We start from the raw sequence: 24,232 nt of genomic DNA, 5'->3' as shown, positions 1-24,232 counted from the left end.
ACACGATGCGAACCTTGCTCACTTCCTTGCCCGGCCTCAATGGCCGGGTTTTGCGCTATCTGCTCGGCGGTGTGATTCTGCTGTGTGGCAGTCTGTTGCTGTTCATCCAGGCTGCGGTGCTGATCGACCAGACGGTTCAACCACAGTTGCTACGGGCGTTACAGGGCGGTTTGCTGTGCGCCACCGGCACGGCGGTCGGTGCCTTGCCGGTGCTGTTGATGGGCGAGCTGTCCGGGCGCTGGCGCGACAGGCTGCTGGGCTTCGGTGGTGGTGTGATGCTGGCGGCGACGGTGTTCTCCCTGCTGGTACCAGCGCTCGAGGTTGCCGGCGAGCAGGGTTTCACGCCCTGGGGGGCCGGGGCTCTGGCCAGTATTGGCCTGCTGCTGGGCGCCGGCGCTTTGCTGGGGTTGGGCCGTGTGCTGGCGCAGCGGCAGAGCGTCGGTGCGGCCGAACTGCAACGGGGCGCTCTGGCGCCTGGCGCACTGCTGTTCGTCATCGCCATTGTGTTGCACAACGTCCCCGAGGGCATGGCGGTTGGCGTGGCGGCGGGAGCGGGGCTGAGTGGCGCCGATGGCCTGGCGATCGGCATCGCCCTGCAGGACGTGCCGGAGGGGCTGATCGTCGCCCTGGTGCTGGCAGGTGCCGGAATGGGACGCGGCAAGGCGGTGCTGATCGGTGCGGCCTCAGGCCTGGTCGAACCGCTATTCGCGGTGCTCTGCGCCTGGCTGGTCGGCGTCTCGCACATGCTGCTGCCCTGGGGGCTGGCACTGGCGGCGGGGGCCATGCTGTTCGCGGTGATCCACGAGATCATTCCCGAGTCGCATGGCAATGGTCATGCCGGCGATGCCAGCATGGCGCTGGCGGTGGGCTTCTGTCTGATGATGGTGCTGGATACGGCCCTGGCGTAGAGGAAGCCGTGCACGCGAAGACCCTACGACTGTCTACTCACCTTCGTCGAAGTAGTTGTCGATCAGGCCGACCAGTGCATCGAGCGCCTCGTGATCCTGCTCGCCTTCGGTCAGCAGGTGCACATTGGTGCCCTTGCCGGCGGCCAGCATCATCACCGCCATGATGCTCTTGCCGTCTACCAGGCTTTCGGCGCTGCGGCCGATGCGCACCTGGCAGGGGTAGGTGCTCGCGACACCGACGAACTTGGCTGCAGCACGGGCATGCAGACCAAGTTTGTTGATGATGGTGATTTCACGTGCTGGCATCGCGGCATGGCTCCTTAGCTGAGGTCGCGGTGACGCACCTGGACGTTCTTCAGCGAGTCTTTGAGTGCCTGGCTCAGGCGGTTGGCCAGGTACACCGAGCGGTGGTGGCCACCAGTGCAGCCAATGGCGATGGTGACATAGGCCCGGTTGCTGGCGGCGAAGCGTGGCAGCCATTTTTCCAGGTAGGCGAGGATGTCCTGATACATCTCTTCGACCTCCGGTTGCGCGGCGAGGTAGTCGATCACCGGCTGATCCAGCCCGGAGTGATCGCGCAGTTCCGGCTTCCAGTACGGGTTGGGCAGGCAGCGCGCATCGAACACCAGATCAGCGTCCACTGGCATGCCGCGCTTGAAGCCGAAGGATTCGACGAGAAAGGCGGTGCCAGTCTGAGTCTGGCCAAGCAGGCGCAGCTTGAGCGTATCGCGCAGCTGGTAGAGATTCAGGCGTGTGGTATCGATCCTCAGATCGGCACGATCTGTGATCGGCGCCAGCAGTTGGCTCTCGTAGGCAATGGCCTCGGCCAGCGAGCGGTTTTCGTTGGTCAGCGGGTGGCGTCTGCGGGTTTCGGAAAAACGCTTGAGCAGGGTTTCGTCTTCGGCATCGAGATACAGCACGTCGCAACGGATACTGCGTTTGCGCACTTCGTCGAGCAGTTCAGGGAAGCGCTGGAGCTGGCTCAGCAGGTTGCGCGCATCGATGGAGACGGCCACCTGTGGCAGCAGCATGTCGCTATGCGGCAGGAAACGCTCGGCAAGATCCGGCAGCAGGCCGGCCGGCAGGTTGTCGATGCAGTAGAAACCGTTGTCCTCAAGTACATCGAGGGCGGTGCTCTTGCCCGAGCCCGAGCGACCGCTGACGATGATCAGGCGCATGTTTATTAACCGTTCTGAATGTCCACGACGACCTGATAGAGATCTTCGCCGCTGTTGGCCTGGCGCAGACGTTCACGTACATCCTGGCGATCGAGCATGCTGGCGATCTGGCGCAGCAGTTCCAGGTGCGCATCGGTTGCCGCCTCTGGCACCAGAAGCACGAACAGCAGATCGACCGGCGCGCCGTCGATGGCGTCGAAGTCGACAGCCGTCTCCAGATGCAGGACTGCACTGATCGGGGCACTGCAGCCAGCCAGGCGGCAGTGGGGAATGGCGATGCCGTTGCCGAAGCCGGTAGAGCCGAGCTTCTCGCGGGCGATGAGGCTTTCGAAAATGTCCTGGGCATCCAGGTCAGGCAGATCGCGCGCAACCACGTTGGCGATCTGTTCGAGCACGCGTTTCTTGCTGCCACCCGGCACGTTCACCAGGGAACGGCCGGGGGTCAGGATATTTTCAAGTCGGATCATGGATGGGGAATGTTAGCGGGCCGTGGCGCCTTGCAGGCGTTCGAGCTGCTTTTCCTTGTGCTTGATGAGTTGACGGTCGAGTTTATCGGCCAACAGGTCGATGGCAGCGTACATGTCCTGATGTTCGGCATTGGCGACGACTTCGCCACCGGCGATGTGCAGGGTGGCTTCGATCTTCTGCTTGAGTTTCTCGACCTCCATGGTCACCTGTACGTTGGTGATCTTGTCGAAGTGGCGTTCCAGTCGGCCCAGTTTCTCGCCGATATAGTCACGCAGGGCGTCGGTCACATCCAGCTGATGTCCACTGATGTTGACTTGCATACCGCTTTCTCCTTGTTGCCTTGTGTAAGAGACGGGTCTGGTTCGACCCGCCGCCGGAACACGTTGGCCTGAAGGCCTGAGGCCTTCAGTCGATCTGGCCTACATCAGTCGCTTGCGCTCACTGGAGGGCGCTATGCCGAGGGACTCGCGATACTTGGCGACCGTCCGACGGGCGACTTGGATGCCTTGTGCCTCCAGTAAACCAGCGATCTTGCTGTCGCTCAACGGCTTTTTCGCGTTTTCTGCTGCAACCAGTTTTTTGATGATCGCGCGGATCGCGGTGGACGAGCATTCGCCGCCTTCAGAGGTGCTGACGTGGCTGGAGAAGAAATATTTCAGCTCGTAAATACCGCGCGGGGTGTGCATGAATTTCTGCGTGGTAACGCGTGAAATAGTCGACTCGTGCATGCCCACCGCCTCGGCGATGTCATGCAGCACCAGCGGTTTCATCGCCTCGTCGCCGTAGTCGAGGAAACCACGCTGGTGCTCGACGATCTGCGTGGCCACCTTCATCAGCGTTTCGTTACGGCTCTGCAGGCTCTTGATGAACCAGCGTGCCTCCTGCAGCTGATTGCGCATGAAGGTGTTATCAGCACTGGAATCGGCGCGTTTGACGAAGCCGGCATACTGCGGGTTGACTCTCAGGCGCGGCATGGCTTCCTGGTTCAGCTCCACCAGCCAGCGTTCGTTATGCTTGCGCACGATCACGTCAGGCACGACGTATTCCGGCTCGCTGGATTCGATCTGCGAACCCGGGCGTGGATTGAGGCGCTGGATCAGGTCGATGACCTGGCGCAGTTCGTCTTCCTTGAGTTTGGTGCGGCGCATCAGCTGGGCGTAATCGCGGCTGCCGAGCAGCTCCAGATAGTCGCCGACCACGCGCTGAGTCTCGCTCAGCCAGGCTGTGCCGGCAGGCAGCTGGCGCAGTTGCAGGAGCAGGCATTCGCGCAGGTCGCGGGCGCCGATACCCGCCGGTTCGAACTGCTGGATGCGGTGTAGCACCACTTCCACTTCGTCCAGTTCGACATCCAGCTCGGGGTCGAAGGATTCGGTCACTTCCTCGAGCGTTTCTTCGAGGTAACCGTCGTTGTTGATGCAGTCGATCAGGGTGGCGGCGATCAGCCGATCCTTGTCCGACATCGGTGCCAGGTTCAGTTGCCAGAGCAGGTGGCTGTGCAGGCTCTCACCGCTGGAGGTGCGGGTGGTGAAGTCCCACTCGTCATCATCGTTGCTGGGCAGGCTGCTGGCGCTGGTCTGGTAGATGTCTTCCCAGGCCGTGTCGACTGGCAACTCGTTGGGAATGCGCTCGCCCCACTCGCCTTCTTCCAGGTTGTCCACCGTGGGGGCGGTTTCCTGGTAGCTGTCTTCCTTGCTCGGGGTCGGGGTGGCGCTCTCGGCGCCATCTGCCATCGGATCGCTGTTGTCGAAGTCGTCGCCGTCTTCCTGGCGCTCGAGCATGGGATTGGACTCCAGTGCCTCCTGGATTTCCTGTTGCAGGTCCAGGGTAGACAGTTGGAGGAGGCGGATAGCCTGTTGCAGCTGCGGGGTCATCGTCAGCTGCTGGCCCATCTTGAGGACTAGCGATGGTTTCATTGCAGACCTTAATTTACTGGCGAGTTACGCCTTCCACATCAGGGCGCCGAAGCGCCGCCAGGAAGCAAATTATATGCCTGAATTTCTCGTTTTTGCCTAGGGGTTGCAATATTTCTGTAGCGAAATAGTGGGCGACCTACAGGCGGAATTCGTGGCCCAGATATACCTCTTTCACCGTCTGGTTGGCGAGGATGGTCTCGGCGTTACCTTCGGCGATCAGCTGTCCATCGTTGACGATGTAAGCGGTCTCGCAGATGTCCAGGGTTTCGCGCACGTTGTGATCGGTGATCAGGATGCCGATGCCCTTGGTCTTGAGGTGATGGATGATCTGCTTGATATCGCCCACCGAGATCGGGTCCACCCCGGCAAAGGGTTCGTCGAGCAGGATGAACTTGGGGTTGGTCGCCAGAGCCCGTGCAATCTCCACGCGGCGTCGTTCACCGCCGGACAGGCTCATGCCGAGGCTGTCGGCGATATGGTGGATATGGAATTCCTGCAGCAGGCTTTCCAGTTCCGCCTGACGCCCGGCGCGGTCCAGGTCCTTGCGCGTTTCGAGGATGGCCATGATGTTGTCGGTCACCGACAGTTTGCGGAAGATCGAGGCTTCCTGCGGCAGGTAACCGATGCCAGCGCGTGCGCGACCGTGCATGGGCTGATGACTGACGTCGAGGTCGTCGATCAGCACGCGGCCCTGGTCGGCGCGTACCAGGCCGACGATCATGTAGAAGCAGGTGGTCTTGCCTGCGCCGTTGGGGCCGAGCAGGCCAACGATCTGGCCGCTTTCGATGCTCAGGCTGACGTCACGCACGACCTGGCGGCTCTTGTAACTTTTCGCCAGGTGTTGGGCTTTGAGAATGGCCATTACTGCTGCTGATCCGCGGGTTTGTTCTTCGGTTGGATGACCATGTCGATACGCGGGCGCGGCGTGCTGACGTTGCCGCCTGTTGCGCGGCCGGCGTTGACGATCTGGCGGCGGGTGTCATAGACGATCTTCTCGCCTTCGAAGGTATTGCCTTCCTGAATCACCTTGGCCTGGTCGATCAGTACGATGCGCTCATTGCTGGCGAAGTACTGGATGGTCCTGCCGTAGGCTTTGACGATGTCCTTGTCCACGGCCGGCTTCTGCTCGTAATAAGCCAGGTTGCCCACCGAGGTGAAGACGTCGATATCGCCACTGGCGGTCTGGGTGATGGTGACTGTGTCGCCCGTGATCTTCAGGGTACCCTGAGTGATGATCACGTCGCCGCGGTAGACGGCTACACCTTGCCTGTCATCCAGTTCGGCGCTGTCGGCCTGGATGCGGATCGGTTGATCGCGATCCGATGGCAGTGCCCAGGCAGCCGCGCTTCCCAATGCGGCGCCGAGGCTGAGAATCAGGGGGAGGGTATTAACGAACCTCATGCTGGCCTCTTACGTTGGACTGCAGGAGCATCCTGCCGTCATTCAAGTACGCTTTCATTCCTTGTGCCGTGGTCACCCCGTTGGCCGCGACGATTCTAACGGCTTGCTCGGTCTGCGCATATTCCTTGTCAGGAATAACGGTCATGCGGCTGCTGGTGATGACCGTGGGGCGGTTCTTGGCGTCGGTGCGGGCGATGCGCACGTCGTCGATCAGTTCTACCTCGACGCCGCCAGGCGAGACTTCGGCACGCTGACTGGTGACTTCCCAGGGCTGTTCGGTGCCACGATAGAGCTCCAGCTTGGGCGTGTCGATCAGGGTGATGTCGGTGCTTTTGATGTGCTCGAGCTTGTCCGCGGTCATGCGGTAGTGCAGTTTGCCGTCATCCTGAAACTGCACGGTGCGCGCGCCGACCGCATAGAAGTCAACGACGTTGTCATCGCTGGCCTGCTGGGTCTGGCGGGCGCTGTCCGGGGCAAGGTTCCAGTAGCCGAGTGCGGCCACGACGACTGCAATCAGAGCAAAGATCAGGGTGTTGAGGATTTTACGCGGCATGCTGTTCTCTACAGGTAGGCGGCCTGGGCCGCATCCAGTGTGCCCTGGGCACGCATGATCAGTTCGCAGAACTCTCGCGCCGCACCATCACCGCCGCGCGCCTGGGTTACGCCATGGGCGTGCTGGCGCACGAAACCATCGGCGCTGGCCACGGCCATGCCCAGTCCGACACGACGAATCACTGGAAGGTCCGGCAAGTCGTCGCCAAGATAAGCGACCTGTTCATAGCTTAGGCCGAGTTCGGCGAGCAGGCCGTCGAGTACCACGAGTTTGTCTTCGCGGCCCTGGAACAGGTGCTGGATGCCGAGGTTATTGGCGCGGCGCTCGACCACCGGGGTCTTGCGTCCGCTGATGATGGCGGTGCGCACGCCCGAGTTGATCAGCATCTTGATGCCGTGGCCGTCGAGCGTGTTGAACGTCTTGAATTCGCTGCCGTCTTCGAGGAAGTACAGGCGGCCGTCGGTGAGTACGCCGTCGACGTCGAAGATCGCCAGTTTGATGGCGCGGGCGCGTTGCAGCAGGTCGTTCATCACATTACTCCGGCGCGCAGCAGGTCGTGCATGTTCAGTGCACCGACCGGCTTGTCTTGTTCGTCGACCACCACCAGAGCGCTGATCTTGTGGTCTTCCATGATCTTCAGCGCCTCGGCTGCGAGCATTTCGGCGCGAGCAGTCTTGCCGTGCGGGGTCATCACCTCGTCGATCAGCGCCTGGCGCACGTCGATGCCCTTGTCCAGGGTGCGGCGCAGATCGCCGTCGGTGAAGATGCCGGCCAGGCGGCCGTCGTCTTCCATCACCACGGTCATGCCCAGGCCCTTCTGGGTCATTTCCAGCAGCGCATCGCGCAGGCTGGTGCCGCGGCGTACGCAGGGCAGGGCGGGGCCTTCGTGCATCACGTTCTCCACCTTGAGCAGCAGGCGGCGGCCGAGGGCGCCGCCGGGGTGGGAGAACGCGAAGTCTTCGGCGGTGAAACCGCGCGCTTCCAGCAGGGCAATGGCCAGTGCGTCGCCCAGCACCAGGCTGGCGGTGGTCGATGAGGTCGGCGCCAGGTTCAGTGGGCAGGCTTCCTGCGAGACGCGTGCATCCAGATTGACCTCGGCGGCTTTGGCCAATGGAGAATCCGGGTTGCCGGTCATGCTGATCAGGCGGATACCGAGGCGTTTGATCAGCGGCAGCAGGGTGACGATCTCGGCGGTCGAGCCCGAGTTCGAGAGCGCCAGGACGATGTCGTCCTTGGTGATCATGCCCATGTCGCCATGGCTGGCTTCTGCCGGGTGGACGAAGAACGAGGTGGTGCCGGTGCTGGCCAGGGTCGCAGCGATCTTGTTGCCGATGTGCCCGGACTTGCCCATGCCGACCACGACCACGCGGCCCTTGCAGCTGAGAATAAGCTCGCAGGCCTTGATGAAATTGGCGTCGATGCGGGGCAATAGCTCTTGCACCGCTTCAAGTTCGAGGCGGATGGTGCGCTGCGCGGAATCAATCAGGTCGCGGGTCTGGTTCATGCTGGGCAAGGCTGTCGGGCGAAAAAAGACGGGGATTATAGCGGGAAAAGCTCTCCGCGCTCACCTTTGCTGCGTGTAGAGCAATATCGAAGCTGTCGCAAGTCTGAACGCTGCACCGTGGTGCTATTGGGCGGCATGTTCGGCAAATGCTATAGTTCGCGGCCATTTTGGCCCCCTCTGGCTGGCGCGTGTCCTCGCTTCTGGAGGCGGCGTCTGCCAGGAAGGCCTGATTTTCAAGGAGTTCAGATGAGCGCCGAGCACGAGTACGCGATCGAGTTGCAGGGCGTCAGCTTTCAGCGCGGCGCGCGGTCGATTTTCGACAGGGTCGATATCCGCATACCACGCGGCAAGGTCACCGGCATCATGGGGCCCTCCGGTTGCGGCAAGACCACGTTGCTGCGCCTGATCGCCGCCGAACTGCGTCCTTCGGCCGGCGATGTTCGCGTTGACGGCGTCAGCCTGCCGAAGCTGTCGCGTGACGAACTGTTCGATATGCGCAAGCAGATGGGCGTGCTGTTCCAGAGCGGTGCGCTGTTCACCGATCTCGACGTGTTCGAGAACGTGGCGTTCCCCTTGCGCGTGCACACCAAGCTCCCTGAAGAGATGATTCGCGACATCGTCCTGATGAAACTGCAGGCCGTCGGTCTGCGCGGGGCGCTGGAGCTGATGCCGGACGAGCTGTCCGGTGGCATGAAACGCCGCGTGGCGCTCGCTCGTGCGATTGCCCTCGACCCGCAGATTCTGCTGTATGACGAGCCATTCGTCGGTCAGGACCCCATCGCCATGGGTGTGCTGGTGCGCCTGATTCGTCTGCTCAATGATGCGCTGGGGATCACCAGTGTGGTGGTTTCTCACGATCTGGCAGAAACCGCCAGCATCGCTGACTACATCTATGTCGTCGGTGATGCACAGGTACTGGGGCACGGCACGCCGGCCGAGCTGATGGAATCGGATAATCCACGTATTCGTCAGTTCATGAAGGGCATTCCGGATGGCCCGGTGCCGTTTCATTTTCCGGCGCCGGACTACCGCGAAGATCTGTTGGGGAGAGGTTGATGCGCAGAATTTCACCGCTCGAACGGCTGCGGCTGTTCGGTCGTGCGGGTATCGATGTCGTGGCGACGCTGGGGCGCTCCGTTCTGTTCCTGGTGGGCGCGCTGTTCGGCCGCAGCCGTGCCGGCAAGCCTATGCAGCTGCTGATCAAGCAGCTTTTCGCCGTTGGCGTGATGTCGCTGGCGATCATCGTCGTGTCCGGTGTGTTCATCGGCATGGTGCTGGCCCTGCAGGGTTACAACATCCTGGTCAGCTATGGCTCCGAGCAGGCCGTGGGGCAGATGGTCGCGCTGACCCTACTGCGTGAGCTCGGTCCGGTGGTGACCGCGCTGCTGTTCGCTGGCCGCGCCGGTTCCGCGCTGACCGCCGAAATCGGCAACATGAAGTCCACCGAGCAGCTCTCCAGCCTGGAGATGATCGGTGTCGACCCGCTCAAGTACATCGTCGCGCCGCGGCTGTGGGCTGGCTTCATCTCCATGCCGCTGCTGGCGATGATCTTCAGTGTGGTCGGCATCTGGGGTGGCGCGATGGTCGCCGTGGATTGGCTGGGTGTATACGAGGGCTCGTTCTGGGCCAACATGCAGAACAGTGTTTCCTTTTATGACGACGTGCTCAACGGCGTGATCAAGAGCATCGTCTTCGCCTTCGTGGTGACCTGGATCGCCGTGTTCCAGGGCTACGACTGTGAACCCACTTCCGAGGGCATCAGCCGCGCGACCACGCGTACCGTGGTGTATGCCTCGCTGGCCGTGCTTGGCCTGGATTTCATTCTGACCGCTTTGATGTTTGGAGATTTCTGATGCAAAACCGCACGCTGGAGATTGGTGTCGGCCTGTTCCTCATGGCTGGTGTGCTGGCCCTGCTGCTGCTGGCCCTGCGTGTCAGCGGCCTGAGCGTCGGTAGCGCTGGCGATACTTACAAGGTGTACGCCTACTTCGACAACATCGCCGGGCTGACCGTGCGCGCCAAGGTCACCATGGCCGGCGTGAGCATCGGCAAGGTCACGGCAATCGATCTGGACCGTGACAGTTACATGGGCCGGGTGACCCTGGAGCTCGATGGCAGCGTCAATAACCTACCTGAGGATTCCACTGCGTCGATTCTGACCGCTGGCTTGCTCGGCGAGAAATACATCGGCATCAGCGTTGGTGGTGACGAGGAGGTGCTCAAGGACGGCGGCACCATCCACGACACGCAGTCCTCGCTGGTGCTGGAAGACCTGATTGGCAAATTCCTGCTCAATTCGGTCAATAAAGATGAAGCCAATTGATGAGGGCTCCTGACATGTTCAAAACCGTGCGTAATTCCCTGCTGGTGTTGCTGGCTGCCATGCCGCTGCTGGCCGTTGCTGCGCCAAGCGCCCATGAAGTGGTGCAGCAGACCACCGATACCCTGCTGGCTGATTTGAAGGCCAACAAGGAGCAATACCGCAACAATCCCAACGCCTTCTACGACTCGCTCAACGAAATTCTCGGTCCGGTGGTGGATGTCGAGGGCATCGCCCGTGGTGTGATGACCGTGCGCTATTCGCGTCAGGCTTCGCCCGAGCAGATGAGCCGCTTTGAGGAAAACTTCAAGCGCAGCCTGATGCAGTTCTATGGCAATGCTCTGCTCGAATACAACAATCAGGACATTCGCGTGCTGCCAGCCAGCGGCCGTGACGAGGGCGAGCGCACCTCGGTCGGTATGGAAATCCGTGATGGCAAGGGCGTGGTCTATCCGCTGTCCTACACCATGGTGTCGATGGATGGTGGCTGGAAGTTGCGTAACGTGGTGATCAACGGCATCAACGTCGGCAAGCTGTTCCGCGACCAGTTCGCTCAGTCGATGCAGAACAACCGCAACGATCTCGACAAGGTCATCGACACCTGGGCTGATACCGTGGCCAGGGCGCGTCAGGCTCGAGGCGAATCGTGAGTCAGGCGAGCATCAGCGAACGCGCTGCTGGGCAGTTGCAGCTCAGTGGTGTGCTCGATTACAGCACCGGGCCGCTGCTGCGTGAGCAGGGTGCGCGCCTGATCGCCGCCAGCAGCGCCGCGCGGCTGGCGCTCGACTGCAGCACGGTGGAAAAGTCCAGCAGCGTCGGTTTGGCGTTGCTGCTGGCGTTCATGCGCGATGCGCGCAAGGCCGGGCGCGAGCTGACGATCAGCGCGCTGCCTGACGACATGCGCGAGATCGCTCAGGTCAGTGGATTGCTCGAGTTGCTGCCGCTGCAACAGTGAACCGCTTCCCGTCGTTCCGTCAGTACCGCCGCTGGCGGGGTTCGCAGGCGGGAGGCTTTTTTGTATGATGGCCGACCCGCGGGCGCTGGTAGCCCGAATGCGTCAGTCGAGGTCGAGCATGCAGGCTGCAGAAGTAAAAAGCCTCCTAGAGGAAAAACTCCCGAATACCCAGGTGGAAGTCGAAGGCGAAGGCTGCAACTTCCAGCTCAACCTGATCAGCGACGAACTGGCCGCTCTCAGCCCGGTCAAGCGTCAGCAGCAGATCTATGCCCACCTCAATGCCTGGATCGCTGATGGCAGCATCCACGCCGTGACCATGAAATTCTTCAGCCAGGCCGATTGGGCCGCGCGTTCCTGAGCCTGCGGGCGACGAGATTCCTATGGATAAACTGATCATTACCGGCGGCGCTCGCCTCGATGGCGAAATCCGCATTTCCGGTGCGAAGAACTCTGCTCTGCCGATTCTGGCGGCCACCCTGCTGGGCGACGCCCCCGTCACCATCTGCAATCTGCCGCACCTGCACGACATCACCACCATGATCGAGCTGTTCGGTCGCATGGGCATCGAGCCGGTGATCGACGAGAAGCTGGCGGTGGAAGTCGACGCCCGTGCCATCAAGACCCTGGTCGCGCCTTACGAGCTGGTAAAAACCATGCGCGCCTCGATTCTGGTGCTCGGCCCCATGGTCGCGCGCTTCGGTGAGGCGGAAGTAGCGCTGCCGGGCGGTTGCGCCATCGGTTCGCGTCCGGTCGATCTGCACATCCGTGGCCTTGAGGCCATGGGCGCGATCATCGATGTCGAAGGCGGCTACATCAAGGCCAAGGCGCCGGAAGGCGGTCTGCGCGGTGCGCACTTCTTCTTCGATGTGGTCAGCGTGACCGGCACCGAAAACATCATGATGGCCGCGACCCTGGCCAAGGGCCGTAGCGTGCTGGAAAACGCCGCGCGCGAGCCTGAGGTGGTCGACCTGGCCAACTGCCTGATCGCCATGGGCGCGAAGATCCAGGGCGCCGGTACCGACACCATCATCATCGATGGCGTCGAGCGCCTGCACGGTGCGCGTTTCAACGTCATGCCCGACCGTATCGAAACCGGTACCTACCTGGTCGCCGCTGCCGTTACCGGTGGTCGGGTCAAGGTCAAGGACGCCGATCCTTCGACGCTGGAGGCCGTGCTGGCCAAGCTGCAGGAAGCTGGCGCCGAAATCACCACCGGTCCGGACTGGATCGAGCTGGACATGAAGGGCAAGCGCCCCAAGGCCGTCAACCTGCGCACCGCTCCATACCCGGCGTTCCCCACCGACATGCAGGCGCAGTTCATCGCCCTGAATGCCGTAGCCGAAGGCACCGGCACCATCATCGAAACCGTGTTCGAAAACCGCTTCATGCACGTCTACGAGATGCTGCGCATGGGTGCCAACATCCTGGTCGAAGGCAACACCGCGGTGGTTACCGGGGTCGACAAGCTCAAGGGCGCGCCGGTGATGGCGACCGACCTGCGTGCTTCGGCGAGCCTGGTGCTGGCCGCACTGGTGGCCGAGGGCGACACGCTGATCGACCGCATTTACCACATCGACCGTGGTTACGAGTGCATCGAGGAAAAACTGCAGCTGCTCGGTGCCAAGATCCGTCGCGTTCCGGGTTAAGTCTCCACTGCCCTATGGCCGTCTCCCTTGGGGGCGGCCGCTTCCGCTCAAGGAAACCGTTTCATGCTGACCATTGCCCTGTCCAAAGGCCGCATTCTCGATGACACACTGCCGTTGCTGGCAGCGGCGGGCATCGAGCCGACCGAGAACCCGGACAAGAGCCGCAAGCTGATCATTCCGACCACTCAGGATGACGTGCGCCTGCTGATCGTGCGGGCCACCGATGTGCCGACCTATGTCGAGCATGGCGCGGCCGACCTCGGCGTGGCGGGCAAGGACGTGCTGATGGAATACGGCGGCCAGGGCATCTACGAGCCGCTGGATCTGCAGATCGCCAAGTGCAAGCTGATGACGGCTGGCAAGGTCGGCGCGCCGGAGCCGAAAGGGCGCCTGCGCGTGGCCACCAAGTTCGTCAACGTCGCCAAGCGTTACTACGCCGAGCAGGGCCGCCAGGTCGACATCATCAAGCTGTACGGTTCGATGGAACTGGCGCCGCTGGTGGGGCTGGCCGACAAGATCATCGACGTGGTCGACACCGGCAATACCCTGCGTGCCAACGGCCTGGAACCGCAGGAAATGATCGCTACCATCAGCTCGCGGCTGATCGTCAACAAGGCTTCGATGAAGATGCAGCACGCGCGCATCCAGGCCCTGATCGAGACCCTGCGTGGCGCCGTCGAGGCGCGACACCAAGGCTGACTCCTTTGCGCGGCCTCTGGTCGCGGCAGCCTATCCGTGTCATAGCCATTTTTCTTGGGTGCCCGCACGGTGGGCTTGCTACATTACGGGCGCCCGAGAAAATGCCATTTAGATGAGGCTTTCGCTATGACCGCACCCGTTGCCATCCGCCGACTCAACGCTGCCGACACGGACTTCGCGCGTCATCTGGATCATCTGCTGTCCTGGGAAAGCGTCTCCGACGATGGCGTCAACCAGCGCGTGCTGGAAATTATCCAGGCCGTGCGCGAGCGCGGCGATGCTGCCCTGGTCGAATACACCCAGCGTTTCGATGGTCTTGAGGTCGCCTCCATGGCCGACCTGATCCTGCCGCGCGAGCGCCTGGAACTGGCCCTGACCCGCATCAGCCCGGCCCAGCGCGAGGCGCTGGAAGTCGCAGCCGAGCGTGTGCGCAGCTACCACGAAAAGCAGAAGCAGGATTCCTGGCGCTACACCGAAGCCGACGGCACCGTGCTGGGGCAGAAGGTCACGCCGCTGGATCGCGCCGGCCTCTACGTGCCGGGCGGCAAGGCGTCCTATCCGTCCTCGGTATTGATGAACGCGATTCCGGCCAAGGTCGCCGGCGTGCCCGAGGTGGTGATGGTGGTGCCGACCCCACGCGGTGAGATCAACGAACTGGTGCTGGCTGCTGCCGCCATCGCCGGTGTCGACCGCGTGTTCACCATCGGCGGCGCCCAGGCCGTTGCGGCGCTGGCCTATGGCACCGAGAGCGTGCCGCCAGTGGACAAGATCGTCGGCCCCGGCAACATCTATGTGGCCACCGCCAAGCGCCATGTGTTCGGCAAGGTGGGCATCGACATGATCGCCGGGCCCTCGGAGATTCTCGTGGTCTGTGACGGCCAGACCGACCCGGACTGGATCGCCATGGACCTGTTCTCCCAGGCCGAGCACGACGAGGACGCCCAGTCGATCCTGGTCAGCCCGGATGCCGCCTTCCTCGACCGGGTCGCCGAGAGCATCGCCAAGCTGCTGCCGACCATGGAACGTGCCGAGATCATCCGCACCTCGCTGGAAGGCCGTGGCGCTCTGATCCAGGTCGCCGACATGGCACAGGCCATCGAGGTGGCCAACCACATCGCGCCGGAGCACCTGGAGCTGTCGGTGGCCGACCCGGAGGCCTGGCTACCGCAGATCCGCCATGCCGGTGCGATCTTCATGGGCCGCTACACCGCAGAAGCCCTGGGCGATTACGTCGCCGGCCCGAATCATGTGCTGCCGACCTCCGGCACCGCGCGCTTTTCCTCGCCGCTGGGGGTGTATGACTTCCAGAAGCGTTCGTCGATCATCTTCTGCTCGCCGGATGGTGCGTCGGAGCTGGGCAAGAGCGCGTCCGTGCTGGCCCGTGGCGAGTCGCTGACTGCCCACGCGCGCAGCGCCGAGTACCGGATCAAGCCATAGGCCAGACCGAACCTGTAGGAGCCAGCTTGCTGGCGAGCCGCGGCTAAAGGCATCGCCGGCAAGCCGGCTCCTACACAAAACAGATCGAACCACTTTGAGGAGAGAAGGGCAGATGAGCAAATTCTGGAGCCCCTTCGTCAAGGACCTGGTGCCCTATGTACCGGGTGAGCAACCCAAGCTGAGCAAGCTGGTCAAGCTCAACACCAACGAGAACCCCTACGGCCCCTCGCCCAAGGCTATCGCGGCGATGCAGCTCGAGCTGAACGACGACCTGCGCCTGTATCCCGACCCCAACGGTGACCGCCTGAAGCAGGCCGTGGCCGAGTATTACGGCGTCCAACCGGCCCAGGTGTTCGTCGGCAACGGCTCCGATGAGGTGTTGGCGCACGCTTTCCATGGGCTGTTCCAGCATGAGGCGCCGCTGCTGTTCCCGGATATCAGCTACAGCTTCTATCCTGTCTATTGCGGCCTGTACGGCATCGAGTACCAACAGCTGGCGCTGGACGAGCAGTTCCAGATCCGCGTCGAGGACTATGCCCGGCCCAACGGCGGCATCATCTTCCCCAACCCCAATGCGCCGACCGGCTGCCTGCTGCCGCTCGAGGCCATCGAGCGCCTGCTGCAGAGCAGCCCGGACAGCGTGGTGCTGGTAGACGAGGCCTATATCGACTTCGGCGGCCAGACGGCCATCGCTCTGGTCGACAAGTACCCGAACCTGCTGGTCACCCAGACGCTGTCCAAATCACGCTCGCTGGCGGGTCTGCGTGTCGGTATCGCGGTTGGTCACCCGGATCTGATCGAGGCGCTGGAGCGGATCAAGAACAGCTTCAACTCCTACCCGCTCGACCGTATGGCCATCGCCGGCGCAGCAGCGGCTTTCGCGGACCGTGATTATTTCGAGAAAACCTGCCAGCAGGTGATCGAAAGTCGCGAGGCAGTGGTCGCCGGTCTGCAGGGGCTGGGTTTCGAGGTGCTGCCCTCGGCGGCGAACTTCGTCTTCGCCCGTCATCCAGGCAAGGATGCTGCCACGCTGGCGGCCGGGCTGCGCGAGCAGGGAGTGATCGTGCGCCACTTCAAGCAACAGCGCATCGCGCAGTTCCTGCGTATCACCATCGGTACCCCGGAGCAGAACCAGGCCCTGCTGGACGCCCTGCAAGGCCTTTGATCCAGGCGGTTCTGAACAGAGCCGGTGGCGCGTCAGCGTCACCGGCTTTTTTCATGGCGCAGAGGAGGCTTACTCGTGGTGCGGCTGGCCAAGGAAGGTCAGTGAGGTGAACAGGCCGCGGCTCTCGATATTCGGGTCGTTCTCCACCGGGACGTAGACCGAGGCGCTGATGATGTTCAGCGCCTCGTTGCGCACCGTTACCTGGGCGCGGCCCTCGGCATCGGTTACCGCGCTGACCTGATGCGGCGCGCCGCGATAGTCGCCGACCAGCTCGACGCCAGCCATCGGCTTGCCGTCCACCAGCACGCGTACCGGCAGCGGCTTGCCCGGGCCGACCTTGAGCGGGTCGGTTTCCGGCACTATGACCATCTTCAGCTGTTCCAGCGCAGGCAGCTTGGCGTCTTCTGTGTAGATCGCCAGGCTGTACTTGTAGGTGTGCAGCGACTGGGTCGAGTTCGACACCTGGCTGCGGCCCTGGTTGATCCATTGGCCTTCCGGGGTCTTCGACCAGGCGCCATTGTCCAGGGCCACGCCGAGTACGGCAGGCTTCTTCAAAGGTTGCAGGCGAGCATGATCGGCCAGGCGTTCGACGGTCACCGGAATCATTCGACCTGCCGCGTCATAGGCCCAGGCACCGCTGATCTTTTCCGCCTTGAAGGCATCGTCCTCGGCACCGTGGCCATAGACGACTTCGATGTTGCCGCGGCGCTCTTCGGTCCAGAGGCCGTGAGCGAAAGCGCTGCTGCTGGCGAACAGGCCGGCGAGAAGCAGGTAGGCAGGAATACGCATGTAAATCTCCGATTCAAAGGTTGAGGGTCAGGCTGACGCTGAGATTGCGAGGGTCGCCGGGCATTACCCAGACGTTATTGAACGAGCGCTCGTAGTACTTGCGGTCGAACAGGTTGTTGAGATTCAGGCCCAGGCTCAGGTCGCGGGTGGCTTGCCAGCGCGCGAGCAGGTCGACCGTGGTGTAGGCCGGCAACTCGAAATCGCTGCCGGTCTGCCCGGAACGGTCGCCAACGTAGGTGATCGCGGCGCCCAGTTCGGAGCCTTGCAGTGCGCCACTCTGGAACTGGTAAACACTCATCAGGCTGGCGCTGTTGCGGGCGATGCCGAGCAGGTCGCTACCTTCAGGGATGCTGTTGTCCTTGGTCACTTCGGCGTCGATATAGGCATAGGCACCGATGACCCTCACGGCCTCGCTGAGTTGACCGGTGATCTGCAGATCCAGACCCTGGCTGCGCGCCTTGCCGGCGGCGATGCTGTCGCCGGGGTTGTTCGGGTCGGCGGTCAGCACGTTTTCCTTGTCGATATGAAACAGCGCCACGGTGGCGCCGATGCGACTGTCGAAGAGGTCGAGCTTGAGGCCGGTCTCGTAGCCGAGGCCTTTCTCCGGTTTGAACACCTGGCCCTGGGCACCGATGGCGTTGGGCTTGAACGACATCGAGGCGTTGGCGAACACGCCGACTTCCGGTGTCAGCTGGTAGAGCACGCCGGCGCGCGGCGTGGCGACATCCTTGCTCTGCTCGTTGCTGACGCGGGTGCTGCGGTTCAGAGCGGTCTGCTCGAACCGCTCCAGACGCACGCCGAGCAGGCCGCTCCAGCGCTCGTTGAAGCTGATCTGATCCTGCAGGTTGAGGGCGTAGCTTTCGGTGTGCTCGTGGAAGTCGTTGGGATTGACGAGGGGTGGTTTCGGTTGCCCATAGATCGGCGTGTAGATGTCCTGGCCATAGCCCAGGCCGGTGACGCTTTGCGGGTACTTCTGGCTGTTGCGATAGTTCTCGTACTCCAGCCCGAGCAGCGTCTGATGCTGCCAGCCGGCCAGCTCGAACTGCCCATGCAGCTCGGCCTGGGTGATGCTGTCGTTCCATTCGAAGCTGCGTTCGCGATAAAAACGCGTGACCTGATCGCCGATCAGGCGTGATGGTTCGGAGCTGTTGCCGTCCAGCGTGCCCTGGCTGTAATGGCTGGCTAGGCGCAGTTTCCAGGCATCGTTCAGGTAGTGCTCGAGGCTGACCTGCAGCAGCTGGTTGTCGTTGCGGATCTTGCCGTCGTTGGGCTCGCCGAGAAAGGTCGAGCGCTTGACCGCGCCCATCTTGCCGCCGACGGCGGGAATGCCACGGTCGAACACCGAGTCGGTGCGCGAGAACTCGCTGTCGATCATCAGCAAGGTGTCGGGCGACAGCTGCCAGCTGAGTGTCGGGTTGATGATCTGCCGCTGGTTGCCGACGTGATCACGAAAGCTGCCGTTGTCCTCCACGGCCAGGTTGACCCGCGAAAGCAGGGTACCGTCTTCGTTCAGCGGCGTGTTGACGTCGAGGCTGCTGCGGTAGCGATCCCAGCGTCCGGCGTTGGCCTTGAACTGGGTGAAGGGCTCCAGTTGCGGGCGCTTGGTGACGATGTTGACCAGGCCGCCGGGATCGCCACGGCCGTAGAGTGCTGCCGCCGGCCCCTTGAGCACTTCCAGACGCTCGATGGCCGAGGCGTCCGGCGAGCTGTAGCTGCCGCGGTTGATGGCGAAACCGTTGCGGTAAAGCTCGCCGGTGGTGAAGCCGCGCACGCTGTAGTTGAGGAAGGTCAGGCCGCCGAAGTTGTTTTGCCGCGAAACGCCGCCAGCGAAATCCAGGGCGCGGTCGATACGGCTGCTGCCAAGATCGTCCAGCACCTGGGCGGGTACCACGCTGATAGCCTGGGGAATTTCGCTGATCGGGGTGTCGGTGCGGGTGGCGCTGGATGAGCGTTTGGCACGGTAGCCCTGCACCGGCCCATCGGCTTGTTCGCCGGGGGCGCTGATGATGCTGTCAGCCAGCTGGGCCGGAGATTCGGCGGCAAGAGCGCAGGGGGTTAACAGGCTGCCGACAAGCAAGGCGGAAGTGACACGCAAGGGAGGAGTCTCCGGAAGATTGAGATTGATGTAATAACATTACAATAACCTCAATCGAGAAAAGTTCCCACTTGAAAGTGCGCGTCGATCAGTTGCCGTTGACGGGAGGGCGAATACCGATCTCGGCGGTCAGTTGCAGCGGTTTGCCGTTGCGCAGCACGTCGATGCGGATCTTGTCGCCCGGTTTGGTACGCGCGACCTGATTCATCGAGCGGCGACCATCGCTGGCCGGTTCGCCATCGATGCTGAGGATCAGATCGCCAGGTTGCAGACCGGCACGTTGCGCCGGGCCGTCACGGTAGACGCCTGCGACGACGATGCCGGGGCGGCCATCGAGGCCGAAGGATTCGGCGAGTTCCGGTGTCAGCGGTTGCACCTCGACACCGAGGTAGCCGCGAATCACCTGGCCGTGCTCGATGATCGCCTGCATCACCTCCATGGCCAGTTTCACCGGGATGGCGAAGCCGATGCCTTGCGAGCCGCCGGACTTGGAGAAGATCGCGGTGTTGATGCCCACCAGATTGCCGTGCGCATCGACCAGCGCGCCGCCGGAGTTGCCCGGGTTGATCGCCGCATCGGTCTGGATGAAGTCTTCGTAGGTGTTGAGGCCCAGCTGGTTGCGCCCGGTTGCGCTGATGATGCCCATGGTCACGGTTTGGCCGACGCCGAAGGGGTTGCCGATGGCCAGGGTGACGTCGCCAATGCGAATGCTGTCGGAGCGACCCAGGGTGATCGCGGGGAGATTGGGCAGGTCGATCTTCAATACGGCCAGATCGGTTTCCGGGTCGTTGCCGATCACCCGCGCCAGGGTTTCGCGGCCGTCCTTGAGTGCAACGACGATCTGGTCGGCGCCGCTGACCACGTGATTGTTGGTCAGCAGATAGCCTTCACGGCTCAACAGTACGGCCGAGCCGAGGCTCGACTCCATGCGTTGCTGGCGTGGCAGGTTGTCGCCGAAGAAGCGGCGGAAGGTCGGGTCCTCGAACAGCGGATGGGCCGGTTTGCTCACCAGTTTGGTGGTGTACAGGTTGGCGACGGCTGGCGATGCGATATCCACTGCCTCGGCGTAGGACACCGGGCCTTCCTGCAGGCGGCTGTAGAGCGGTGCTTGCACCAGCTGCACGTCCTGGCGTGGCAGGCCGACCCATTGCGGGTAGCGCTGGATCAGCAGCAGTGCGAACAGCACACCGACCAGCAAGGGCCAACCGAGAAAACGCAGTGCCTGGGGCATCGAGACAATCCTGAGGGTTGCGGGGGCCAAATTCGGCCCTTAAGGTGGCGCATTATAGTGAGGTGCTCGCCAATTAGGCAGCGGCCCGCAACAGCTTGTGAGGAATCTTCATGGCCATTGCCCTGTCCACGCTAGTGGAAGAAGCTGACGCCTTTCTTAACGCGTCGCGCATCAGTGATTATTGCCCCAATGGCCTGCAGGTCGAGGGCCGTCCACAGGTCAGCCGCATCGTCAGCGGGGTTACCGCCAGCCAGGCACTGATCGACTCGGCGATCGAGGCCGAGGCCGATGTGCTGCTGGTGCATCATGGCTATTTCTGGAAGGGCGAGAACCCCTGCGTAACCGGTATGAAGCAGCGTCGCCTGAAAGCGCTGCTGGCCAACGACATCAGCCTGCTGGCCTATCACCTGCCGCTGGACGTGCATCCCGAGGTGGGCAACAACGTGCAGCTCGCACGGCAGTTGGGCATCGTCGTCGAGGGTCCGCTTGAACCGGAAAATCCGCGCACCGTTGGCCTCGTCGGCTCGCTGGAAGAGCCGATGAGCGCGGCCGACTTCGCGCGTCACGTGCAACAAGCGCTGGGGCGTGAGCCGCTGGTGGTCGAGGGCGATGGGCTGATCCGTCGAGTCGGCTGGTGCACGGGCGGCGGGCAGGGCTACATCGATCAGGCGATTGCTGCCGGTGTCGACCTGTACCTGACCGGCGAAGCCTCCGAGCAGACCTTCCACAGCGCGCGTGAGAATGGCGTGAGCTTCATCGCCGCCGGCCATCACGCCACCGAGCGCTACGGCGTACAGGCGCTGGGGGAGTATCTGGCACGGCGTTTCGCCCTCGAACACCTGTTCATCGACTGCCCCAATCCGATCTGAATCGCCCGTACGGGCAGGCATAACGCTAGATCGTTTCGGTCTAACTGGCGTCCTGAGTATAAGCAGACGCTGTGATAGAGTGCGCGCTCGTCCACGGCCCGCCGGCCCCATAACAGCAAACCGTGAGTAGCCATGCTCGACAAATTGACCCATCTGAAGCAGTTGGAGGCGGAAAGCATCCACATCATTCGTGAAGTGGCCGCCGAATTCGACAACCCGGTGATGCTCTATTCCATCGGCAAGGATTCAGCCGTGATGCTGCACCTGGCCCGCAAGGCGTTCTTCCCTGGCAAGCTGCCGTTTCCGGTGATGCACGTCGACACGCGCTGGAAATTCCAGGAGATGTACCGCTTCCGCGAGAAGATGGTCAGTGAGATGGGCCTGGACCTGATCACCCACATCAACCCGGATGGTGTGGCGCAGGACATGAACCCCTTCACCTACGGCAGTGCCAAGCACACCGACGTGATGAAGACCGAAGGCCTCAAGCAGGCGCTGGACAAGTACGGCTTCGACGCCGCCTTCGGTGGCGCGCGCCGCGACGAAGAGAAGTCGCGCGCCAAGGAGCGCGTGTATTCCTTCCGCGACAGCAAGCACCGCTGGGACCCCAAGAACCAGCGTCCCGAGCTGTGGAACGTGTACAACGGCAAGGTCAAGAAGGGCGAGTCGATCCGCGTCTTCCCGCTGTCCAACTGGACCGAGCTGGACATCTGGCAGTACATCTACCTCGAGCAGATTCCAATCGTGCCGCTGTACTTCGCCGCCGAGCGCGAAGTGATCGAGAAGAATGGCACGCTGATCATGATCGACGACGAGCGCATCCTCGAGCACCTGTCCGATGAAGAGAAGGCGCGCATCACCAAGAAAATGGTGCGTTTCCGTACCCTCGGCTGCTACCCGCTGACCGGCGCGGTGGAGTCCACGGCACTGACCCTGCCCGAAATCATCCAGGAGATGCTCCTGACCCGTACTTCCGAGCGCCAGGGCCGCGTGATCGATCACGATGCCGCCGGGTCGATGGAAGAAAAGAAACGTCAGGGCTATTTCTGAGGATCGCGCACCATGAGTCACCAATCCGATTTGATCGGCCAGGACATTCTCGCTTACCTGGCCCAGCACGAGCGCAAGGAGCTGCTGCGCTTTCTTACCTGCGGCAACGTCGACGACGGCAAGAGCACGCTGATCGGCCGCCTGCTGCATGACTCCAAGATGATCTACGAGGATCACCTGGAAGCCATCACCAAGGATTCGAAGAAGGTCGGTACCACCGGCGATGACATCGACCTGGCACTGCTGGTCGACGGCCTGCAGGCCGAGCGCGAGCAGGGCATCACCATCGACGTGGCCTACCGCTACTTCTCTACCGCCAAGCGCAAGTTCATCATCGCCGACACCCCCGGCCATGAGCAGTACACGCGCAACATGGCCACCGGTGCTTCGACCTGCGACCTGGCGATCATCCTGATCGACGCCCGTTACGGCGTGCAGACCCAGACCAAGCGCCACAGCTTCATTGCGTCCCTGCTGGGCATCAAGCACATCGTCGTCGCCGTCAACAAGATGGACCTCAAGGGCTTCGATCAGGGCGTGTTCGAGCAGATCAAGGCCGACTACCTGGCCTTCGCCGAGAAGATCAATCTGCGCCCGACCACCCTCGAGTTCGTGCCGATGTCGGCGCTCAAGGGCGACAACGTGGTCAACAAGTCCGAGCGCTCGCCCTGGTACACCGGCCAGTCGCTGATGGAGATTCTCGAGACCGTCGAAGTCGCGGGTGACCGCAACTTCGACGACCTGCGCTTCCCGGTGCAGTACGTCAACCGTCCCAACCTCAACTTCCGCGGCTTCGCCGGCACTCTGGCCAGCGGCATCGTGCGCAAGGGCGATGAGGTGATGGCGCTGCCGTCGGGCAAGACCAGCAAGGTCAAGTCCATCGTTACCTTCGAGGGCGAGCTGGAGCATGCCGGCCCGGGCCAGGCCATCACCCTGACCCTGGAAGACGAGATCGATGTTTCCCGGGGCGACATGCTGGTGCATGCCGACAGCCGCCCGCAGGTCACCGACAGCTTCGAAGCCATGCTGGTGTGGATGGGCGAAGAGCCGATGCTGCCGGGCAAGAAGTACGACATCAAGCGCGCCACCAGCTACGTGCCGGGCTCGATCCCGAGCATCGTGCATCGCGTCGACGTGAATACCCTGGAGCAGGGCGCCGCCAGCGAGCTGAGGCTCAACGAGATCGGCCGGGTCAAGGTGGCGCTGGATGCGCCGATCGCCCTGGACGGTTACGAGTACAACCGCACCACCGGCGCCTTCATCATCGTCGACCGTCTGACCAACGGCACCGTCGGTGCCGGCATGATCATCGCCGATCCGGTCGCCCATGGCGGCGGTCAGCATGGCCGTCTGGCGCATGTCTCGACCGAGGAGCGTGCTTCGCGCTTCGGCCAGCAGCCGGCCACCGTGCTGTTCAGCGGCCTGTCTGGCGCGGGCAAGAGCACCCTGGCCTATGCCGTGGAACGCAAGCTGTTCGACATGGGCCGTGCCGTGTACGTGCTCGATGGCCAGAACCTGCGCCATGATCTGAACAAGGGCCTGCCGCAGGACCGCGCCGGCCGCGCCGAGAACTGGCGCCGCGCGGCACATGTGGCGCGTCAGTTCAACGAGGCCGGCATGATCGCCCTGGCCGCGTTCGTGGCCCCTGACGCCGAAGGGCGCGAACAGGCCAAGGCACTGATCGGCAGTGAGCGCGTCATCACCGTTTACGTCCAGGCTTCGCCGCAGATCTGCGCCGAGCGTGATCCGCAGGGCCTGTATGCTGCCGGTGGCGACAATATCCCGGGCGAAGGCTTCCCCTACGATGTGCCGCTGGATGCCGATCTGGTGATCGACACCCAGGCGCAGTCGGTCGAAGAGGGCGTCAAAGCAGTGCTGGATCTGCTGCGTAGCCGCGGCGCGATCTGACGTTCTTGCGCTGAACGAGAAGCCCTGCAGTGATGCGGGGCTTTTTCATTCCTGGCGCCGGCCAGTCGTAGGAGCGAGCTTTGCTCGCGAAGCTTTATGCCTCTGGTTCGCGAGCAGAGCTCGCTCCTGCAATCTTTGTCCAA

The 24,232-nt window shown here is 62.7% G+C and carries 27 protein-coding genes; 14 read left to right on the top strand and 13 right to left on the bottom strand.

Annotated features, from left to right (window positions below; translation table 11 throughout):
• The first annotated feature begins 5 nt into the window (after nt 1-5).
• Nucleotides 6-908, top strand: coding sequence for a ZIP family metal transporter (locus BLR77_RS05780; RefSeq protein WP_074675885.1), 903 nt, complete (start codon nt 6-8; stop codon nt 906-908).
• Nucleotides 909-941: 33 nt separating this feature from the next.
• Here BLR77_RS05780 and BLR77_RS05775 read toward each other — a convergent pair whose 3' ends face one another.
• The 10 genes from BLR77_RS05775 to BLR77_RS05730 form a co-directional block, all read right to left on the bottom strand.
• Nucleotides 942-1,214, bottom strand: coding sequence for an HPr family phosphocarrier protein (locus BLR77_RS05775; RefSeq protein WP_074675884.1), 273 nt, complete (start codon nt 1,212-1,214; stop codon nt 942-944).
• A 14-nt stretch (nt 1,215-1,228) separates the two neighbouring features.
• Nucleotides 1,229-2,086, bottom strand: coding sequence for an RNase adapter RapZ (gene rapZ / locus BLR77_RS05770; protein ID WP_074675883.1), 858 nt, complete (start codon nt 2,084-2,086; stop codon nt 1,229-1,231).
• 5 nt (nt 2,087-2,091) lie between these two features.
• Nucleotides 2,092-2,553 (bottom strand): PTS IIA-like nitrogen regulatory protein PtsN, encoded by a 462-nt coding sequence (gene ptsN / locus BLR77_RS05765; protein ID WP_074675882.1) that lies wholly within the window; start codon nt 2,551-2,553, stop codon nt 2,092-2,094.
• A gap of 12 nt (nt 2,554-2,565) precedes the next feature.
• Nucleotides 2,566-2,874 (bottom strand): ribosome hibernation-promoting factor, HPF/YfiA family, encoded by a 309-nt coding sequence (hpf, locus tag BLR77_RS05760; RefSeq protein WP_003459233.1) that lies wholly within the window; start codon nt 2,872-2,874, stop codon nt 2,566-2,568.
• Between the two features lie 99 nt (nt 2,875-2,973).
• Entirely contained in the window at nt 2,974-4,467 is a 1,494-nt protein-coding gene (locus BLR77_RS05755; protein ID WP_074675881.1) for an RNA polymerase factor sigma-54, read from the bottom strand.
• A gap of 136 nt (nt 4,468-4,603) precedes the next feature.
• Nucleotides 4,604-5,329, bottom strand: a complete 726-nt coding sequence (gene lptB / locus BLR77_RS05750) for an LPS export ABC transporter ATP-binding protein (RefSeq protein WP_072423069.1) — start codon at nt 5,327-5,329, stop codon at nt 4,604-4,606.
• Nucleotides 5,329-5,868: a lipopolysaccharide transport periplasmic protein LptA gene (lptA, locus tag BLR77_RS05745; RefSeq protein WP_059390501.1), complete on the bottom strand. Its 540-nt coding sequence runs from the start codon at nt 5,866-5,868 to the stop codon at nt 5,329-5,331. Before lptA ends, lptB begins: the two co-directional genes overlap by 1 nt.
• On the bottom strand, nt 5,855-6,421 hold the full coding sequence (gene lptC / locus BLR77_RS05740; protein WP_074675880.1) for an LPS export ABC transporter periplasmic protein LptC: 567 nt from the start codon (nt 6,419-6,421) through the stop codon (nt 5,855-5,857). Before lptC ends, lptA begins: the two co-directional genes overlap by 14 nt.
• An 8-nt stretch (nt 6,422-6,429) precedes the next feature.
• Nucleotides 6,430-6,951, bottom strand: a complete 522-nt coding sequence (locus BLR77_RS05735) for a KdsC family phosphatase (RefSeq protein WP_037000585.1) — start codon at nt 6,949-6,951, stop codon at nt 6,430-6,432.
• Entirely contained in the window at nt 6,951-7,925 is a 975-nt protein-coding gene (locus BLR77_RS05730; RefSeq protein ID WP_074675879.1) for a KpsF/GutQ family sugar-phosphate isomerase, read from the bottom strand. The genes BLR77_RS05735 and BLR77_RS05730 overlap by 1 nt, the downstream gene beginning before the upstream one ends.
• A 246-nt stretch (nt 7,926-8,171) precedes the next feature.
• Between BLR77_RS05730 and BLR77_RS05725 the strand changes: the two genes are divergently transcribed.
• The 10 genes from BLR77_RS05725 to hisC all read left to right on the top strand — a co-directional run bounded on the left by BLR77_RS05725 (nt 8,172) and on the right by hisC (nt 16,147).
• Nucleotides 8,172-8,981: an ATP-binding cassette domain-containing protein gene (locus tag BLR77_RS05725; RefSeq protein ID WP_074675878.1), complete on the top strand. Its 810-nt coding sequence runs from the start codon at nt 8,172-8,174 to the stop codon at nt 8,979-8,981.
• On the top strand, nt 8,981-9,778 hold the full coding sequence (mlaE, locus tag BLR77_RS05720; RefSeq protein ID WP_074675877.1) for a lipid asymmetry maintenance ABC transporter permease subunit MlaE: 798 nt from the start codon (nt 8,981-8,983) through the stop codon (nt 9,776-9,778). The genes BLR77_RS05725 and mlaE overlap by 1 nt, the downstream gene beginning before the upstream one ends.
• Nucleotides 9,778-10,248 carry an outer membrane lipid asymmetry maintenance protein MlaD gene (gene mlaD / locus BLR77_RS05715; protein ID WP_074675876.1) on the top strand — a complete coding sequence of 157 codons (471 nt, stop codon included), beginning with the start codon at nt 9,778-9,780 and terminating at the stop codon, nt 10,246-10,248. The genes mlaE and mlaD overlap by 1 nt, the downstream gene beginning before the upstream one ends.
• A gap of 14 nt (nt 10,249-10,262) precedes the next feature.
• Nucleotides 10,263-10,895: an MlaC/ttg2D family ABC transporter substrate-binding protein gene (locus tag BLR77_RS05710; RefSeq protein WP_074675875.1), complete on the top strand. Its 633-nt coding sequence runs from the start codon at nt 10,263-10,265 to the stop codon at nt 10,893-10,895.
• Nucleotides 10,892-11,200, top strand: coding sequence for an STAS domain-containing protein (locus BLR77_RS05705; protein ID WP_074675874.1), 309 nt, complete (start codon nt 10,892-10,894; stop codon nt 11,198-11,200). Before BLR77_RS05710 ends, BLR77_RS05705 begins: the two co-directional genes overlap by 4 nt.
• Nucleotides 11,201-11,318: 118 nt before the next feature.
• Nucleotides 11,319-11,558 (top strand): BolA family protein, encoded by a 240-nt coding sequence (locus tag BLR77_RS05700; protein WP_003459267.1) that lies wholly within the window; start codon nt 11,319-11,321, stop codon nt 11,556-11,558.
• A 22-nt stretch (nt 11,559-11,580) separates the two neighbouring features.
• Complete coding sequence (murA, locus tag BLR77_RS05695; RefSeq protein ID WP_074675873.1) at nt 11,581-12,846, top strand: UDP-N-acetylglucosamine 1-carboxyvinyltransferase; 1,266 nt, start codon at nt 11,581-11,583, stop codon at nt 12,844-12,846.
• A 63-nt stretch (nt 12,847-12,909) separates the two neighbouring features.
• Nucleotides 12,910-13,545, top strand: coding sequence for an ATP phosphoribosyltransferase (gene hisG / locus BLR77_RS05690; protein WP_061240588.1), 636 nt, complete (start codon nt 12,910-12,912; stop codon nt 13,543-13,545).
• A 126-nt stretch (nt 13,546-13,671) separates the two neighbouring features.
• Complete coding sequence (hisD, locus tag BLR77_RS05685) at nt 13,672-14,982, top strand: histidinol dehydrogenase (RefSeq protein WP_074675872.1); 1,311 nt, start codon at nt 13,672-13,674, stop codon at nt 14,980-14,982.
• A 112-nt stretch (nt 14,983-15,094) separates the two neighbouring features.
• Nucleotides 15,095-16,147 (top strand): histidinol-phosphate transaminase, encoded by a 1,053-nt coding sequence (hisC, locus tag BLR77_RS05680; RefSeq protein ID WP_074675871.1) that lies wholly within the window; start codon nt 15,095-15,097, stop codon nt 16,145-16,147.
• Between the two features lie 69 nt (nt 16,148-16,216).
• Here the strand turns inward: hisC and BLR77_RS05675 are convergent, their stop codons facing one another.
• From BLR77_RS05675 to algW, 3 genes are all read right to left on the bottom strand, one after another.
• Nucleotides 16,217-16,936: a DUF4198 domain-containing protein gene (locus BLR77_RS05675; protein WP_074675870.1), complete on the bottom strand. Its 720-nt coding sequence runs from the start codon at nt 16,934-16,936 to the stop codon at nt 16,217-16,219.
• 13 nt (nt 16,937-16,949) lie between these two features.
• A complete protein-coding gene (locus tag BLR77_RS05670) occupies nt 16,950-19,031 on the bottom strand; it encodes a TonB-dependent siderophore receptor (RefSeq protein ID WP_074675869.1) in 2,082 nt (693 codons plus the stop codon).
• Between the two features lie 88 nt (nt 19,032-19,119).
• The gene (gene algW, locus BLR77_RS05665; RefSeq protein ID WP_074675868.1) at nt 19,120-20,262 is read right to left on the bottom strand and encodes a Do family serine endopeptidase AlgW; all 1,143 of its coding nucleotides are present in this window, start codon (nt 20,260-20,262) and stop codon (nt 19,120-19,122) included.
• Between the two features lie 110 nt (nt 20,263-20,372).
• Here algW and BLR77_RS05660 point away from each other — a divergent pair, with 110 nt between their 5' ends.
• The 3 genes from BLR77_RS05660 (at nt 20,373) to cysN (ending at nt 24,089) form a co-directional block, all read left to right on the top strand.
• Nucleotides 20,373-21,131: a Nif3-like dinuclear metal center hexameric protein gene (locus tag BLR77_RS05660; protein WP_074675867.1), complete on the top strand. Its 759-nt coding sequence runs from the start codon at nt 20,373-20,375 to the stop codon at nt 21,129-21,131.
• A 132-nt stretch (nt 21,132-21,263) separates the two neighbouring features.
• On the top strand, nt 21,264-22,181 hold the full coding sequence (cysD, locus tag BLR77_RS05655) for a sulfate adenylyltransferase subunit CysD (protein WP_074675866.1): 918 nt from the start codon (nt 21,264-21,266) through the stop codon (nt 22,179-22,181).
• A 12-nt stretch (nt 22,182-22,193) separates the two neighbouring features.
• Nucleotides 22,194-24,089, top strand: a complete 1,896-nt coding sequence (gene cysN, locus BLR77_RS05650; protein WP_074675865.1) for a sulfate adenylyltransferase subunit CysN — start codon at nt 22,194-22,196, stop codon at nt 24,087-24,089.
• Nucleotides 24,090-24,232 lie beyond the last annotated feature (143 nt).

The organism is Ectopseudomonas alcaliphila (genome assembly GCF_900101755.1).
Taxonomy (GTDB): domain Bacteria; phylum Pseudomonadota; class Gammaproteobacteria; order Pseudomonadales; family Pseudomonadaceae; genus Aquipseudomonas; species Aquipseudomonas alcaliphila.
Note: the sequence above shows the minus strand (reverse complement) of the source record. Positions and strands in the feature narration are given on the sequence as shown.